The sequence below is a fragment of the Gemella taiwanensis genome (genome assembly GCF_054054385.1).
In genome coordinates, this window is the sequence record NZ_JBSMTL010000002.1 from 82,587 (window position 1) to 99,752 (window position 17,166).

14 protein-coding genes and 1 pseudogene are annotated in these 17,166 nt (G+C 28.6%); all 15 read left to right on the forward strand.

Annotated elements, in window-relative coordinates; genetic code table 11:
- The 15 genes and pseudogenes from ACWOA3_RS02435 to recA all read left to right on the forward strand — a co-directional run bounded on the left by ACWOA3_RS02435 (position 1) and on the right by recA (position 16,985).
- Positions 1-1,161 (forward strand): CCA tRNA nucleotidyltransferase, encoded by a 1,161-nt coding sequence (locus ACWOA3_RS02435; protein ID WP_456883952.1) that lies wholly within the window; start codon positions 1-3, stop codon positions 1,159-1,161.
- Between the two features lie 28 nt (positions 1,162-1,189).
- Positions 1,190-3,040: a 3'-5' exonuclease gene (locus ACWOA3_RS02440; RefSeq protein WP_456883953.1), complete on the forward strand. Its 1,851-nt coding sequence runs from the start codon at positions 1,190-1,192 to the stop codon at positions 3,038-3,040.
- Between the two features lie 130 nt (positions 3,041-3,170).
- Complete coding sequence (gene asnS, locus ACWOA3_RS02445; protein WP_271965376.1) at positions 3,171-4,457, forward strand: asparagine--tRNA ligase; 1,287 nt, start codon at positions 3,171-3,173, stop codon at positions 4,455-4,457.
- Positions 4,458-4,466: 9 nt separating this feature from the next.
- Entirely contained in the window at positions 4,467-4,988 is a 522-nt protein-coding gene (locus ACWOA3_RS02450) for a DnaD domain-containing protein (protein ID WP_003146091.1), read from the forward strand.
- Positions 4,969-5,613 carry an endonuclease III gene (gene nth / locus ACWOA3_RS02455; RefSeq protein WP_456883954.1) on the forward strand — a complete coding sequence of 215 codons (645 nt, stop codon included), beginning with the start codon at positions 4,969-4,971 and terminating at the stop codon, positions 5,611-5,613. The genes ACWOA3_RS02450 and nth overlap by 20 nt, the downstream gene beginning before the upstream one ends.
- A gap of 13 nt (positions 5,614-5,626) precedes the next feature.
- The gene (gene lspA, locus ACWOA3_RS02460) at positions 5,627-6,082 is read left to right on the forward strand and encodes a signal peptidase II (protein WP_442566313.1); all 456 of its coding nucleotides are present in this window, start codon (positions 5,627-5,629) and stop codon (positions 6,080-6,082) included.
- An 82-nt stretch (positions 6,083-6,164) separates the two neighbouring features.
- Positions 6,165-6,674 carry a methylated-DNA--[protein]-cysteine S-methyltransferase gene (locus ACWOA3_RS02465; RefSeq protein ID WP_456883955.1) on the forward strand — a complete coding sequence of 170 codons (510 nt, stop codon included), beginning with the start codon at positions 6,165-6,167 and terminating at the stop codon, positions 6,672-6,674.
- Between the two features lie 88 nt (positions 6,675-6,762).
- Positions 6,763-7,724 (forward strand): annotated as a pseudogene (gene fmt / locus ACWOA3_RS02470) (methionyl-tRNA formyltransferase).
- Positions 7,717-9,042 carry a 16S rRNA (cytosine(967)-C(5))-methyltransferase RsmB gene (gene rsmB, locus ACWOA3_RS02475; RefSeq protein WP_456883956.1) on the forward strand — a complete coding sequence of 442 codons (1,326 nt, stop codon included), beginning with the start codon at positions 7,717-7,719 and terminating at the stop codon, positions 9,040-9,042. The pseudogene fmt and the gene rsmB overlap by 8 nt, the downstream one beginning before the upstream one ends.
- Positions 9,036-10,169 (forward strand): 23S rRNA (adenine(2503)-C(2))-methyltransferase RlmN, encoded by a 1,134-nt coding sequence (rlmN, locus tag ACWOA3_RS02480; RefSeq protein WP_314990783.1) that lies wholly within the window; start codon positions 9,036-9,038, stop codon positions 10,167-10,169. Before rsmB ends, rlmN begins: the two co-directional genes overlap by 7 nt.
- Positions 10,147-10,893 (forward strand): protein phosphatase 2C domain-containing protein, encoded by a 747-nt coding sequence (locus tag ACWOA3_RS02485; RefSeq protein ID WP_003146081.1) that lies wholly within the window; start codon positions 10,147-10,149, stop codon positions 10,891-10,893. The genes rlmN and ACWOA3_RS02485 overlap by 23 nt, the downstream gene beginning before the upstream one ends.
- The gene (pknB, locus tag ACWOA3_RS02490) at positions 10,883-12,805 is read left to right on the forward strand and encodes a Stk1 family PASTA domain-containing Ser/Thr kinase (protein ID WP_456883957.1); all 1,923 of its coding nucleotides are present in this window, start codon (positions 10,883-10,885) and stop codon (positions 12,803-12,805) included. Before ACWOA3_RS02485 ends, pknB begins: the two co-directional genes overlap by 11 nt.
- Positions 12,806-13,034: 229 nt before the next feature.
- Positions 13,035-14,783: an excinuclease ABC subunit UvrC gene (gene uvrC, locus ACWOA3_RS02495; protein ID WP_456883958.1), complete on the forward strand. Its 1,749-nt coding sequence runs from the start codon at positions 13,035-13,037 to the stop codon at positions 14,781-14,783.
- A 131-nt stretch (positions 14,784-14,914) separates the two neighbouring features.
- Positions 14,915-15,829, forward strand: a complete 915-nt coding sequence (locus ACWOA3_RS02500; protein WP_003146075.1) for a fumarylacetoacetate hydrolase family protein — start codon at positions 14,915-14,917, stop codon at positions 15,827-15,829.
- Positions 15,830-15,845: 16 nt separating this feature from the next.
- Complete coding sequence (gene recA / locus ACWOA3_RS02505) at positions 15,846-16,985, forward strand: recombinase RecA (RefSeq protein ID WP_003146073.1); 1,140 nt, start codon at positions 15,846-15,848, stop codon at positions 16,983-16,985.
- The last annotated feature ends 181 nt before the right edge of the window (positions 16,986-17,166 follow it).

The following is a 17,166-nucleotide window of genomic DNA, read 5'->3' on the forward strand; positions in this document are numbered from 1 at the left end:
ATGGATATAAATAACTTTAATGAGAAATTTAACAGTGCCATAAATGTACTGGAAAAATTCAATGAAGCAGGTTATGAAGCATATTTTGTGGGTGGTTGCGTTAGAGATTACTTACTTAATGATGAATTTTCTGATATAGACATTACTACTAATGCTTTACCTGATGAAGTTAAACAAATCTTTAGAAAAAGTATAGATACAGGAATACAACACGGAACGGTTACAATATTAGTAAATGGTGATAGTTTTGAAGTAACAACTTTTAGAACTGAGGATGAATATATTGATCATCGTACTCCAGAAAAGGTAGAGTTTGTTAGTGATTTAAAGGAAGATTTAGATAGACGAGATTTTACTATTAATGCCATGGCTCTAGATAGTAACGGGAAATTGTATGATTATCACTGTGGAGAGAGAGATTTAAGAAATAAAGTAATAAAAACTGTTAATAATCCTAATGAAAGGTTTTTTGAAGATGCCCTAAGAATGTTAAGAGCATTCCGTTTCTCCTCAAAACTTGGATTTGAAATTGAAGAAAATACCTTAAAGGCTATAAAAAATAATGCTGAGCTTATAAAATTTGTTTCAATTGAGCGTATAGTAAATGAATTTAGAAAATTATTAACAGGAAGAGGAAATAAACGAAGTTTAGAATTATTATTAGATAGTAAATTGAATAATTATATTCCTTTTCTAGATGAAATTTCTAGAATAATTGACTTTTCAAATTATACATTTTGTCAAAGTTTATACATCCTATCTAAAATCAATGATATTTCTTTTGAAAAGTTAAAAGAACTAAAACTATCTAATAAAGAAATTAAACAGATTAAAATATATGAAAAAATTAACGAGGACTTTAGTAGTAATGTTCCTTTAGAAATAATTTTATATAACTATGATGTTAATGATGTTACTTTTATTGCTAGTTATTCTAATTATTGTGATAAGGAAGATATAGAAAAAATTAAATTACCAATTAAATCTTTTAATGATATAGCTATAACTTCAATGGAAATCATAAGTATAATAGATAAGCCTGCAGGACCGTGGATAAAGGAAATCATTAAGAAACTAGAAGAAGATATTATATTATATAAAATAGATAATACAAAAAAAGACATACTAGATTTTTTAATGAAAATAAGAGATAATAGATAGATATAATGAAAGAGAGGTGAGAGAATATATGAATAAATTATTTTGTGTAGTGGATATTGAATTAACTGAGGAAAAAGAAATAATTCAATTTTCTGCAACAAAACTAGATCAAAACTTTAAAGAGATAGAGTCTATTAATTATTATATTAAACCTAAAAAACAAGTCTCACCTTTTGTTACTGAGTTAACTGGTATTAATAACGATATGTTAAGCGAAAAATTATATTTTGAAGATGTTGCGAAAGAATTATATGACTTCATAAAAGAAGATATACTTGTTTGTCACGGCTTACCATCTGATTATGTAATTTTAAAGAAAAGGTTTCATGATGTAGGAATAAGATATCATGCTAAAATGTCTTTAGATACAGTTGAACTAGCTAGATTATTTATGCCAACTCAGGAAAGTTATAGATTATCTGATTTATCTAATTCTCTTGCTCTATACTCTGGTGATGGATATCACAATGCCGCGATTGATGTACAGGTAACTGTAGAATTACTAAAAGAAATTTCTAAGAGAATAGCAAATATAAATTCAAACAATTTTAAAAAGATAGAAGTACTTTTAGAAAAAATAGATTACAATACTCTTAAATTTTCTAGATATTGCAAAAGAATAATTAGAGGAAAGAAAATAAAAAAAGAAGACTTCATTAATTTTGATGGTGTAGATTTTAAAAAAGTATCATATAATGTTAATGATAACAATTTTAAAGATAAGTTTATAATGTTTTCATCTATCAGTGAAAAGAAATATATAGACAACTTTAAAATTAGGAATTATGTTATTTTAAAAGAAAAGAGTAATTATGTTCCATTGAATGTATTTAAACTATTCCCTAAAAAAGAAGATTTAAATTTAGATAAACTTTTAATAAAATTATATGTATGGATATTAGAAACAAATTCTGGGGACTTTTGTGAGTTGAATTTACTTTATCTTGAGAAATTGTATATTGATAATATAAGAAATGGTATTTTAATAAGCTCTAAATCTTATTATTTTGATGAAAAGAATAGGGTTGCCGATAGTTATAAAAATATTGTTACAAATTATAATTCAATCGAGTATTTATTGGATAATAATAACTTGAAAAATCATACTTTTATTTTTGAAAACAAAAAGATTTTAGGACGTGAACTTGATTCAAAAAATACAAAAGATTACTTCTATAAAAATGTTATCATTGAGTTAAATGTTGCTGTGTCGAAAAATCCAAAAGACAAAAACATTAAAATGTTAAGAAATAATATAGATGGACTTGTAAAATTTTTACATGAAATGTATTTATCAGAAAGTTTATTCTTATATAATGATAGTTTGAGTTTTATTCTTCAAGATGTGGAGGCTATATTAAATGATATAAAATCTTATAAAGATATACTACCAGCTTCATACAAATTTATGAGAAAATTGAAAGATGTACTTACAAACTCTAAAAACACATATAAGTTCGTTGTTCTTAATCAAGAAAATAGTTTAAAATTAACAGTTGTTGACGATAAGAAAGTAAAGGGATTAATTAATATAATTCATTCTAGAAACCATAAATATTTAAATCTAAAAGCTAAAGCACATTATATTTATAGTAATGGTGATGAGGAATTATTGAATTCAAAAGCTACAAGCTCAATACTATATGTATTTGAAAGTAATAAATATAAGGATTTATATTTTAACAAAAGAGAAAAAAGAAGTTATATAAAATATTATAATTTCTCAATAAAAGATAATTTTAATGAATTATATAATGATGTTATAAAAAATAATAAAATATCTTACAGATGTTACGCGACGAAGGATATTCTGGAGTATCGATACTATCTTAAAGATATATTTGAAAGTATTATAGTATTTCGCGACTTAGAACATTAGATGAGAAAAAATAAAAACACGTAATTAAAAAAATAGTAAATTTATGTTATAATATAAATAGTTTTTATATATAATATATGACAATTTTAAATTGAACAAAACATTAATTAAAAATAGGAGGGACTGTAAGTTGAACATTAATAATTTAAAAGAACAACTAGGTCAAAAAGTAACTCTTGGTGCATGGATTGCCAACAAGAGAAGCAGTGGTAAAATTGCATTTTTCCAATTAAGATATGGAGCTGGATTTATTCAAGCTATCGCTTTAAAAGAATCTTTAGGTGAAGAAAGATATCAACAATTACGTCACTTACCACAAGAAACTTCATTAAAAGTAACTGGGTTAATTAAAGAAAATGAAAGAGAACTTTCTGGAATTGAGTTAGAGATAGAAGATTTCGAAGTAATTTCTGAAGCAGTTGATTATCCTATTACTCCAAAAGAGCATGGAGTAGAATTTTTAGCTGATAATCGTCACATTTGGATTCGTTCTAAAAAACAACATGCTATTTTAACAATTAGAAATCAAATCATTAAATCTACTTATGATTTCTTTGAAAAAGAAGGTTTCTTAAAAACTGATCCACCAATTTTAACATCTTCAGCTCCTGAAGGAACAACAGAATTATTCAACACTAAATACTTTGACGAAGAAGCTTACCTTTCTCAGTCAGGTCAATTATACTTAGAAGCTACAGCAATGGCGTTTGGTAAAGTATTCTCATTTGGACCTACATTTAGAGCTGAAAAATCTAAAACTCGTCGTCACTTAATCGAGTTCTGGATGATTGAAGCTGAAATGGCATTCTGTAATCATGATGAAAGTTTAGCTTTACAAGAAGCTTTTGTTAATCATTTATTAACTGATGTATTAGAAAAATGTCAAGAACAGCTTAAAGTACTAGGTCGTGACATTGAAGCATTAGAAAATGCTAGAGGAGAATTCCCTCGTATTAAATATAAAGATGCAATCAAGTTATTAAAAGAAAATGGATTTGACGACATTGAATACGGGGACGATTTTGGGTCACCACATGAAACGTTTATAGCTAATAGCTATAATAAACCAGTGTTTATTACTCACTGGCCATTAGATATTAAACCATTCTACATGATTGAAGATCCAAATGAACCTGGTGTAGTATTATGTGCGGATTTAATAGCTCCAGAAGGATATGGAGAAATTATTGGTGGTTCTCAACGTATTGACGATTATGATAAACTATTAGAAAATATTAAGAAACATGATTTAAATCTTGATGCTTATGGTTGGTATTTAGATTTACGTAAATATGGTTCTGTTGAACATGCAGGATTTGGTTTAGGGTTGGAAAGAACAGTTGCTTGGATTACTGGTAACGGCCACGTTCGTGAAACTGTTCCATTCCCACGTTTATTAAACAGACTAACACCATAGGAGTTTAATATGATCAATATCAATATAAAAGGTCTTTTAGTTGATGCTGATTTTTTAATGAATTATACTTCTCATAACTTATCTGGAGAGGAAGCAATGTTTCTTCTTCAGATAAGTTATTTGACAAATCAAGGGAAGATACCTTTTTCAATAGAAGTTTTCAAGGAAAAATTAAGTTATTCTGAAGATCAGATTTTTTCTCTCTTAGATATTTTAATTAAGAAAGAATTAATAGCACTTTTACCAGATAGTAGAATAGACTTTATAGTATTTAATAATAAAGATGATTATTATACATTACGTGAACTTTTAAGATTAGTTGAGAAAGTAACAGGAAAAATATTAACTTCAAAAGAGATGGATATAGTGTCTTCATGGTTCGAAAGAAAATATACAAAAACAGAAATCGATGAGGCATTAACTATCTCGAAAAATATTAGTTATGTTAATGGTATTTTAAACAATAAAGTTAGTAAAGAAATAAAAAAAGAAAGTGGAAGTAATTTAGGTTATGACTGGTTTAACAAATAGACAAAAAAAGATTAAAGCAAAAAAAGTAATGGATTATTTGGATAAAGTATTTCCTAATGTTGAATGTGAATTAGATTTTTCTAACCATTTAGAATTAATTATTGCTGTTCTGTTGTCTGCCCAATGTAAAGATGAGTATGTTAATAGAGCTACAGTAGGATTATTTGAAAATTATAAAACTATTGATGACTATGCTGATGCTAAAGTAGAAGACATTGAAAAATATATTCGTACATTAGGTCTTTATAAAGCTAAGTCAAAAAATATTGTTGGAATGGCTAATATGCTTAGAGACGTTTATGACTATAAAATTCCACAAACTAGAGAGGAATTAGAAACTTTACCCGGTGTAGGTAGAAAGACAGCGAATGTTGTTCTTTCTGTTGGTTTTAATATACCTGCTATAGCAGTTGATACTCATGTAGAAAGAGTTGCAAAAATGTTTGGTCTTGCGGATATAAATGATAGTCCGCTTCAAGTCGAAAAAAATCTGATGAGTGTATTTCCTATGGAAAGTTGGGGGAAAATACATCATCAATTAATTCATTTAGGTCGTTATAAACTCCCTGCAAGAGGGGAGCGTTTTATTGACCCCGAATTAGAAAAATTATTAGTATTAAAATAAGAGGAGAAGGACTATGCTAATTATATTTATACTGGCGTGTTTTCTAATATTGCTAGATCAACTTAGTAAAAATTTTATAGTTAATCATTTTACATTAGGTGAAAGTAAGGAAGTTATAGTTAATTTCTTTAGTATTTCATCTCATAGAAATAGAGGAGCCGCATGGGGAATTTTACAAGATAGCCGTATATTTTTTATAGTTGTTACGATAATTTTTATTGCTATTTTAACATATTATTTAGTTAAACAAAGAAATATATTATCGAGTTTTGATAAAGCTATTTTTTCTCTAATTTATGGAGGAGCAATTGGTAATTTTATTGATAGATTAACTAGACATGAAGTTGTTGATTTCCTAGATTTTAGAATTTTTGGCTATGATTTTCCTATATTCAACTTGGCTGATTGCTTTATTTGTGTAGGAGTTGTATTCTTATTATTTAAAATTTATAAGGAAGAAGATAAATAATAATAAATCGAGAGATGATTTTTTAATCATACTCTCTTTTTTGTTATAATAATTATAATATAAATAATTAAAGGAGTTTTGAATGTATTATTGCACGTATAAAAGTAAGATAGGTCTTCTATATTTAATTTCTGATGGTATCCATCTATGTGGATGTTGTTTAGAGGAGCAAAGGTATTTTCCTGATGATTTAGATATGTACGAATTTAATAATGGTTTAGAAATATTTAATGAAGCGAGATTATGGTTAGAGAGTTATTTTAATAATGAGAAACCTGGTTTGGAAAATATACCTATAAAAATGATAGGAACAGCTTTTAGGAAACAAATTTGGTCGTTACTAAAAGATATTCCGTATGGTGAAGTAGTTACTTATAAATATATTTCTAAGAAAATTGCAGAACTTCAGGCTATAGATACTATGTCATCTCAAGCAGTTGGAGGAGCAGTAGGACATAATCCATTGTTAATATTTATTCCTTGTCACAGGGTTATAGGTACAAATGGAAGTTTAACTGGTTATGCTGCTGGATTAGAAAACAAAAGGTTTTTATTGAACTTTGAATCTAATAATAATAATAATAATTATTAACTAGGATACTAAAAACCGGCTAATAATAGAAGAATATAAAAAAATATGGTATAATTAGTAAGATTAAATTCTTTATTAGGAGAAATAAATGAACAAGAAAAAGATAGTATTTATGGGAACTCCAAAGTTTGCGGTTCCTGTTTTAGAAATGTTAATTGAAAATTATGGGGTAGATTTAGTAATTACCCAACCAGACAAAAAAGTTGGTAGAAAAAAGTATTAACACCACCGCCAGTAAAAGTCGTGGCATTAGATAATAATATTAAGGTATTACAACCTGAAAAAATATCTACAGATGAAGAGACATATAATACATTAAAAGAGCTGAATCCTGATATAATTATTACTGCTGCATATGGGCAGCTTGTACCTGAAAAAATATTAGAAATTCCAAAACATAAATGTATAAATGTTCACGGGTCTTTATTACCTAAATTACGAGGTGGAGCACCTATTCAATATTCGATATTAGAAGATCATAAGAAAACAGGTATCACTATTATGTATATGGTTAAAAAACTAGATGCAGGAGACATGATTTCAAAAGTTGAAGTTGATATTTTAGATAGCGATAACTATGAGTCACTACATGATAAACTTTCAGTAGCTGGACGTGATTTACTAAACGAAACTTTACCAAAGATTTTTAGTGGTGACATAGCACCTGAAAAACAAGATGACGAGCAAGCTACTTTTGCAAGAAATATTTTAAGAGAAGATGAAAAAATTGATTGGAATACATCGGCAAGAGAGGTATTTAATAAAGTTCGTGCATTAGATCCTACACCAGGGGCGTTTACATACTTAGATGGTAATGTGTTAAAGATCTGGTCTAGTGAAGTTGTTGAATTAGAAGAACAATCTAGTTATAGTAAAGTAGGAACAATTGTTAAGCAAGATAAGAAAAACATCTATGTTTTATGTGGGAATGAAACAATACTAAAAGTACATGAACTTCAAGTATCTGGTAAAAAGCGCATGCCAGTGGTAAATTTCTTATCTAATAAGAAAGATTATGTAGGTACAATTTTAGGTGAAAACAATGAATAGCATAAATGCTAGGCAGATTGCTTATGAAGTACTTTATACAATCATTCAAGAAGATGGTTATAGTAATATTACGTTAAATAAGTACTTTAATCAGTATAAGATTCAAGAGCAAGATAAAAGATTTATTAGCGAAGTAGTGTACGGCACTATAAAAAATAAAATATATCTTGAACATATTCTTAAAAGCTATTCAAAAGGTAGAGTTAAACCAAAGGTTAAAGTGATTTTATCAATGAGTATTTATCAATTACTGTATATGGATAAAACTCCGAATTTCGCAGTTATTGATGAAGCTGTTAAACTAAGTAAGAAAGTTGCAGGTAATATCACAGGAAAATTCGTAAATGGTATTCTTAGAAATATTGAACGACATGCTAGTAATCTAGATCTAAAATATAGAAATAATACAGAACAATTTTGTATAGAAAATAGTTGCCCTAACGAATTATACAATATACTTAAAGAACAATACGGAGTAGAAAAAGCTCAAAAAATTGTTGTATCTTTTAATGAGAAGAGTAAAAATAGTATTAGATATAATCCTTTAAAAATCACTAAGAAAGAGCTAATAGAAAAATTAGGTGATGCTGTTAGCGAGAGTGAAATCTGTGAAGATAGCCTAGTTTTAAATAAATTAAACCTAGATAGTAGTTTATTCACAAAAGGATATTATATTATACAAGATGAGGCAAGTGCGTTAGTAGCTACATCAATTGGTTTACCATTAGATAATAAATACAAAATACTAGATACTTGTGCTGCTCCAGGAGGTAAAAGTCTTCATATAGCGAGTAAGTATTTTAATTCTAGTTTAATTTCATGTGATAAATATATACATAAGCTAAAATTAATAGAAGATAATAAAGAAAAACTTGGAATAACTAATATTCAAGTAAAAGAACAAGATGCAACATTAACGAACGATTCATTCACTGATAAATTTGATATAGTAGTATGTGATGTCCCTTGTTCAGGAATTGGGGTTATTAAAAATAAACCCGAAATTAAATATAAAATCACAAATGCATATGTTGAAGATATCGCAAAACTTCAGTATGAGATTTTAGAAAATAGTAAACATTATGTAAAGCAAGGCGGAACACTTTTGTATTCTACTTGTACAATTGATAAGAGAGAAAACATACAAAATATTGAGAAGTTTTTAAAAGAGAACAGAGATTTTATTTTAGAGAAAATAACTCTAAATAATAGTATAGTAAAAACAAGAGACAATGGTGTATTAGAAATACTACCCGATGAGTATAGTTGCGATGGATTCTTTATAGCAAAACTTAAAAAAATGGAGGCAAAATGTTAATTTCAGATTTTAAAGGTTATAAAAAGTCAAGATGGTTAAAAGATTTTGATAAAATGTCAATATATTCTTTAAGACTAGATCAATTAGAAGAATATATTGTAAGTATTGGTGAGAAAAAATTTAGAGCTAAGCAAATTTATGATTGGTTATATAAAAAGAGAGTTACAGATTTTTCAGAAATGAAAAATGTACCTAAATCTTTACAAGAAAAACTCGCTGAAGAGTTCGAAATTACAACTTTAAAAACAATAATTAAACAAGAATCAGCTGATGGTACTATGAAGTTCTTATTTGAGCTACAAGACAAATATACAATTGAGAGTGTACTCATGAAAAATAAATACGGTAATTCTCTTTGTGTAACAACACAAGTTGGATGTCGTATCGGCTGTACTTTCTGTGCTTCAACACTTGGTGGTTTAAAACGTAATTTAGAAGCGGGTGAGATAGTTTCTCAAGTGTTAAAAGTTCAACAGGAACTGGATAAAAAAGGTGAACGTATCTCTAGTATCGTAATCATGGGAATTGGTGAACCATTTGAAAACTACGATGAGATGATGGATTTTATTAGAATAGTAAATAGTGATGAAAGTTTCAACATTGGAGCTAGACACATTACTGTTTCAACTTCTGGGATTGTGCCGAAAATTTATGATTTTGCGAATGAAAAAGTTCAAATTAACTTCGCGGTTTCTTTACACGCACCTACTAATGAATTAAGAAGTAAAATCATGCCAGTAAACAGAGCTTATAATATTGACAAACTTATGGAAGCATTAAAATATTATCAAGAAACTACTAATCGTCGTATTACTTTTGAATATGGTCTAATGGGTAAAGTAAACGATCAAAAAGAACATGCAGAGAAATTATCGGAGATTATTAAAGGTCTAAACTGTCATGTTAACTTAATCCCAATTAACTATGTACCAGAACGTAACTACGTTAGAACTAGTAAGAGCGATATTTTTGCATTTGAAAAAATACTTAAGAAAAATAAGGTTAATGTTACAATTAGAAGAACTCAAGGTGATGATATTGATGCTGCGTGTGGACAACTTCGTGCTAAAGAACGTAAGGATGAGGTAAAAGGAGGAATTCCAGATGCCACTAGTATATTCGTATAATAGTAATAAAGGAAGAAAAGAAAAAAATGAGGATGCAATTGCTGTTATGAAAAATAAACAAGGTGAAGTTCTTGCAGTTGTTTGTGATGGTGTTGGTAGCCATAGTAATGCAGCATATTCGAGTAATTATATTGTGGCGACTCTAGAAAAAGAGTGGCAGAATTTAACATTTGCTAATTTTAATAATATGAAAAATTGGCTTTGTGATAAAATAGAAAAATTGAATTTAGAATTATTTAACAAGTCACAAGAAAAGAATAAAAAAATGGGAACTACTATTGTCACATTAGCTACATTTGACAATCAAGTTGTTGTTTATAATATTGGTGATAGTAGCGCTTATGGTTTGACTAAAGATAATGAGATGAGTGTAGTTACTGTGGAAGATTCATTTGTTGGAGCCTTAATAAGTGCTGGGGCTATAACACAAGAAGAAGCAAAAACTCATCCAGAACGCCATGTACTAACTCAAGCATTAGCTACAAGAGATAATATTAATTTACATACTTTCATTGATGATTTAAGCAAATATGATTATTTTTTACTATGTTCTGACGGTCTAACGAACATGATGGAAAATGAAGAAATTCAAGATATAGTTAGAAACAATGAATTATCAATATCTGTAGAAAAACTTATAGAATTGTGTGTTAATCGCGGAGGAGTAGATAATATATCTGTAGCTATAATAAAAAATCTAGGGGGTGTAAACCATGATAAATAAAATTATATGTAATAGATATAAAATTTTAGATCATCTAGGTACAGGTGGAATGGCCACTGTTTGGTTAGGTTATGATACGATTTTAGATAGACAAGTAGCTATTAAAACATTTAAAATTGATGCTAATGATGAAGATGCAGTAAAAAGATTCAATAGAGAGGCGAAAGCAGTAACAAGTCTTTCTCATCCTAATATAGTATCTATTTATGACGTAGAGAACGAAGGAGAATTTTACTATCTGATACTTGAGTATGTAGAAGGAATGACTTTAAAAGACTACATGATAAAAAATCCACGTATGCCAATCGAAACAATTGTTCATATAGCTAAACAAATTGCAGCGGGACTTAGTCATGCCCATCAGAATGGTATTATTCATAGAGACATTAAACCTCAAAATATATTAATGAATGAGAATTTAACATGTAAGATTACTGATTTTGGTATCGCTAGAGCGTACGGAGATACTACATTAACTCAAACAAATCAAATGTTAGGGACTGTATATTATTTATCTCCAGAACAAGCTCGTGGGAATGTTGCTACAGCTCAAAGTGATATATATTCTCTTGGTATTCTTATTTTTGAAATGATAACAGGTCAAATACCTTTCAAAGGTGAATCAGCGGTTGCTATCGCTTTAAAACATTTGCAAGAAGAACTTCCTGATATCGATAAGTATAGAGATAATGTACCTCAAAGTGTAAAAAATATCGTACTTCAAGCCACAATGAAAAACCCTAACGAACGATACATAAGTTCGAAGGAGTTATTTGAAGATTTAAGTACTGTATTAAATCCAGAACGATTACACGAAAATAAATATACAGGATTCAAAATACCAACAGAACCAGTTCAAAATAACAACTATAATCAAACTCAATACATTGATAGAAATCCTATTGATGTTCCTCATGGTTATTCAGATTATAATAACTATAATGAAGAAGATGATTATTATGATTATGAAGAGGATCAACGTCAAAATAACAATAACAATATGGAATATCAGAATAAACAGTACAAAAATAGTTATAATAGTGTAAGTAAGAAAAATGATAAGGAGCAAACTTCTAAGGCTAAACACATATTCTTCGCAATACTAGCAATGGTAGTAATTATTGTTGGAGCATTTTTCACATATAACTATTTAATAGGTGCTAATAGTGTCTCTGCCCCTGATGTCCGTAATAAGACTTTAGAAGAAGCAAAAGTTACTATTGTTAAGGCTGGCTTAGAAGTTGGAGATATTACTGAAGTAGCAAGTGATGATGTTAAAGAAAAAACAGTAATTGATAGTGATCCTAAGGCTGGCAAAAAAGTAAGAAAAGGTTCCAAAGTGGACTTACGAGTATCTTCTGGTAAGAAAACTGTCGACATGCCTAACTTTGTTGGTATAGACGAAGAAAATGTTAGAAGAAACGCATCAAAACTAGGATTTAAAAATATTACTGTTGAGAAAGTTGAAAGCGACAGATATGATACAGGTAAAGTAGTTTCTCAAAATATCCCAGCGGGTACAGAAATTGTTCCAAAGGAAAAAGAACTAATTATCCAAGTTTCAAGTGGTAAGAAAAAAGTTTCTATGCCTAATTTAGTCGGTGAAGAAAGTAGTAGAGCTGAAAGTATAATTGCTTCTTATGGATTCAAAAATGTTTCATATAAAGAAGAATACTCAGACAAAGAAGCTGGTACAGTAATTTCTCAAAGTATAAGAAGTGGATCTAGTATAATTCCTAGTGAGGAATCACTTGAAATTATAATTTCTAAAGGAAAAGAGAAGAAAACTTCAAGAGACGATTCTGATACTGATCCTAGAACAAATAATGATAATAACTCTAATAATTCATCTTCAAGAAATACAAACTCTTCAACTAATGTTAATAATAATGACAGAAGAGATAATAGCTAGATTATGATGATGAAAGGGGTTAACCCAAAAGTTCTAGATTTTAAAAATAGTTTACATGAGAACTCATAGACGCAGTGGTTTATTGATATCTAAATTTGCTTTGGGTAAGCTTTTTAGATATCTAATAAACTGTGCGGGGGTGACTCGACAAAATCGATTTCTATGAAATCACGATTTTTGAGTCACTCCCTTTTTTAAAAAGTTAACATACAATTAAATGGTGATAATAATGAATTTAACATTACAAAAAAAATTAGAATTACTTCCAGATAATCCTGGTTGTTATCTATATAAAGATAATATTGGAGAAATAATTTATGTAGGTAAAGCTAAAAATTTAAAGAATAGAGTAAAAAGTTATTTTACAGGAACTCACAATAAAAAAACACAAACTTTAGTTTCAAAAATCGAAGATTTTGAATACATTATAGTAAACTCAGAGAAGGAAGCATTATTACTTGAGAACAACTTAATAAAAAAATATAGACCGTACTTTAATATTCGATTAAAAGATGATAAGAGTTACCCTTATTTGATGATTACTAAGGAAGAACATCCAAGGTTATTAATGACTAGAAAATATAAAAAGAGTAATAAAAATATTTATTTTGGTCCATATGTTGATATCAAATCTGCTATGGAAGTAAAAAAGATTCTTGATAAAATTTATCCACTTAGAAAGTGTAATCCTGTAGAAAAACGTCCATGTATGTATTATCAAATAGGTGAATGTATAGGTCCATGTGCTAAAAAAATTACACCTGATGAATATAAAACTCAGATTAATAAAATAAAATCATTTCTAACTGGTAATACTAAAGAAATTTTAGAAGACTTAAATAATAAAATGCAAGATCATGTTAAAAATCTTGAGTTCGAAGCCGCAGGTCAGATTCATAGTTATATAAAATCGATTGAGGTTTCAGTGCAGAATCAAGTTGTTGCAGATAGCAATAATATTGATCGTGATTACATAGGATATAGTTTTAATAATGATTATATCTGTATTCAAATATTTTTATCTAGATTAGGTAATATTATTGAACGTAAAGTTGAATATTTTAATCTATACGACAGTCCAGATCAAATTTTATATTCTTATTTAATTCAATACTATGCTATGAATAAATTACCTAAAGAAATCTATATTGATGAAGTTGATGACAATTTATTATCAAATGTAGTTGATTGTAAGGTTATAATTCCTAAAAGAGGAAATCATAGGAAAATACTGGACACTGTAAAAGAAAATGCTTCTCATTATTTAAACAATAATTTAGCCATTGAAGAGCTAAAAGAACGTAAATTGCAAGTAACTTTAAATAATATAGCAGAGAAACTAGGTGTTAAATCAATAGATAGTATTGATGCATTTGATAACTCTAATATTATGGGTGTAGATGCCGTATCGGTAAAAGTAAATTTTACAAATGGAAAAAAAAATACATATAACTATAGAAAATTTAAAATTGATGAATCTATGGGAATAAATGATGTTCAGACGATGAAAGAAGTTTTGTATAGAAACTATAAAGATAAGAAAACTAATACAGAATTATTAATTGTCGATGGAGGAAAAAATCATCTTAATGCTGCGATAGAAATTGTTCATGAGAAGCTTGGTTTGACTCAAGTTAAAATTATTGGTTTAGCAAAAAATGATAAGCATATTACTGAATATATAATTACAGATGATTATGAAATAATTGAGTTTCCTAAAACATCATCAGAATATTTATTCTTAAAACAAATACAAGATGAAGTACATAGATTTGCTATTACTTATCATAGAGCAATTAAAACTAAAAATATGTACAATTCTAGTTTAGACAATATTCAAGGTATTGGAAAAGTGAGAAAGAATCTCTTACTAAAAACATTTTCTTCAATCGAAGAAATTAAAGAAGCATCTGAAGAAAGACTATTAAAATTAGGTATTCCAAAAGATGTAATAAACAATTTGAAAAATAATTTATAAATTATTAAGTTATCCTTATTTTATATAAATAAATATACGGATAACTTAATTTTTTTGAATTATTCTATAGTAATATTACTAAAAGTATGGTATAATAACTTAAAGAAATTATAACAGTCGAGGAGGCAACTATGAAATTTTTATCATTCAGTTATAACGATAATGAATTATATGGAGTAAAAGTAAAACGTGAAGAAAGTGCATGGAATCTAATTAAAGTACTAGAAGATTTTGATAATACTGATAAAATACCTGCGACTTTAAGAGAAGCAATTGAAGTATATGGAGTTTCTTTCATTGAAAAAATTAGAAAAGTACTAAAATTAGTTGAAGAAAGTGGTAAAGCTGAAAGTTATAAAGTACCATTTGATAAAATAATTTGGCGTTCACCAATTACAAGAACACCAAAAAATATTCTTTGTGTTGGACACAATTATGAGGCTCATGTTAATGAACTTGGAGATGAGCTTGCTAAAACTCCTAAAGATGTTCTTATCTTTACGAAAGCAACAACAGCTCTAGCTGGAAATAATGAAGTAGTTCCATCTCACAAAAATATTACAGATAGCTTAGACTTCGGAGGAGAACTTGCTGTGGTAATAGCTAAACCAGGTAAAAACATTCTAAGACCTTTAGTTTTAGATTATATTTTCGGTTACACAATCATGAATGATATTACTGCTACAGATTTACAATATAAACACGGACAATTTTTCTTAGGTAAATCATTAGAAAAATCAGCAGTAGTAGGTCCTTATTTAGTAACTAAAGATGAAGTTAGTTCACCTGAATCAATGAGTATCGTAACAAAAATTAATGGAGAAATTAAACAAAATGCTATGACATCTGAAATGTTATTTAGAGTTGATGATGTATTGGCAGAAATTAGTAAAATTGTTCCATTAGAAGCTGGTGATATTATTGCTACTGGTACTCCAGCAGGAGTAGGTGCAGCACAAAATCCACCAAGATTCTTACAAACAGGTGATGAAATTAAAATCACTGTTGAAGGTATTGGAACTTTAACTACAGTAATTGGAGAATAAGCAGAAAGGAAAAACAATGGCAAAAAAATCAAAAGATAAACAAGTCACTCATATTGAAAAAGACGATTTAAAAGCCCGTCAAGCCGCTATTAACGAAGCCATAAAAGTAATTGAAAAAGAATACGGTAAAGGTGCTATCATGGATATCTCTTCAGAAAATCCTATTAAAGTAGAAGCCGTATCTTCAGGTTCATTAGCAATAGATTCAGCATTAGGGATTGGAGGATATCCAAAAGGACGTATTGTTGAAGTATACGGTCCAGAATCTTCAGGTAAGACTACAATAGCTTTACACGCAATTGCGGAAGTACAAAAAACAGGTGGTATTGCAGCGTTTATAGATGCTGAAAATGCACTTGATATTGAATATGCAAAAGCTCTAGGTGTAGATTTTACACCAGGTAAATTCTTCTTATCTCAACCAGATAGTGGTGAACAGGCACTTGATATAGCTGAAAAATTAATTTTATCAGGAGCTATTGATATTATCGTTATCGACTCAGTTGCAGCATTAGTACCAAAAGCTGAAATCGATGGAGTTATGGGAGCTAACCATATTGGTTTACAAGCTCGTCTTATGTCACAAGCTTTACGTAAATTAACAGGTCAAATCAATAAAGCCAACACTATTGCATTATTCATCAACCAACTTCGTGAAAAAGTAGGGGTAATGTTTGGTAGTCCAGAAGTTACAACTGGTGGACGTGCACTGAAATTCTATTCTACAGTTCGTATTGATGTACGTAAAGGGGAAGCAATTAAGGGTGCTGATAGTGAAATTTTAGGTAACAGAACAAAAATTAAAATTGTTAAAAATAAAGTAGCTCCACCATTTAAAATTGCAGAAGTAGATATTATGTTTGGTGAAGGAATTTCTAAAATCGGAGAAACTCTTGATTTTGCAGTTGATTTAGATATTATTAATAAATCTGGATCATGGTTCTCTTATAATGGAGAGCGTTTAGGACAAGGTCGTGAAAACGTGAAGAAAGTTTTCGAAGAAAATGAAGAACTTTACAATGAAATTTATGGTCTTGTTAGGGAAGAAATGATGAATAAAACTGGGAAAAAAACTGACTCAATTGTAGAAAATGATGAAAATGATGACATCGATGAACTTGACTTAGGGATAGAAACATTAGGTGAGGTAGAATAATATATATGAATAAAAAATTATTTAAAATTGTATTATGGTTAATGATTTTTATTATATTAGCTAGTGGATTTATCTCTGCTATAGCAATATTCTTATAATCTATATACAAACTAAATAAAAATAGAGGGACTGACTCGGCAACATTGATTTCCTTGGAATCTAGTTTTTAGAGTCACTCCCT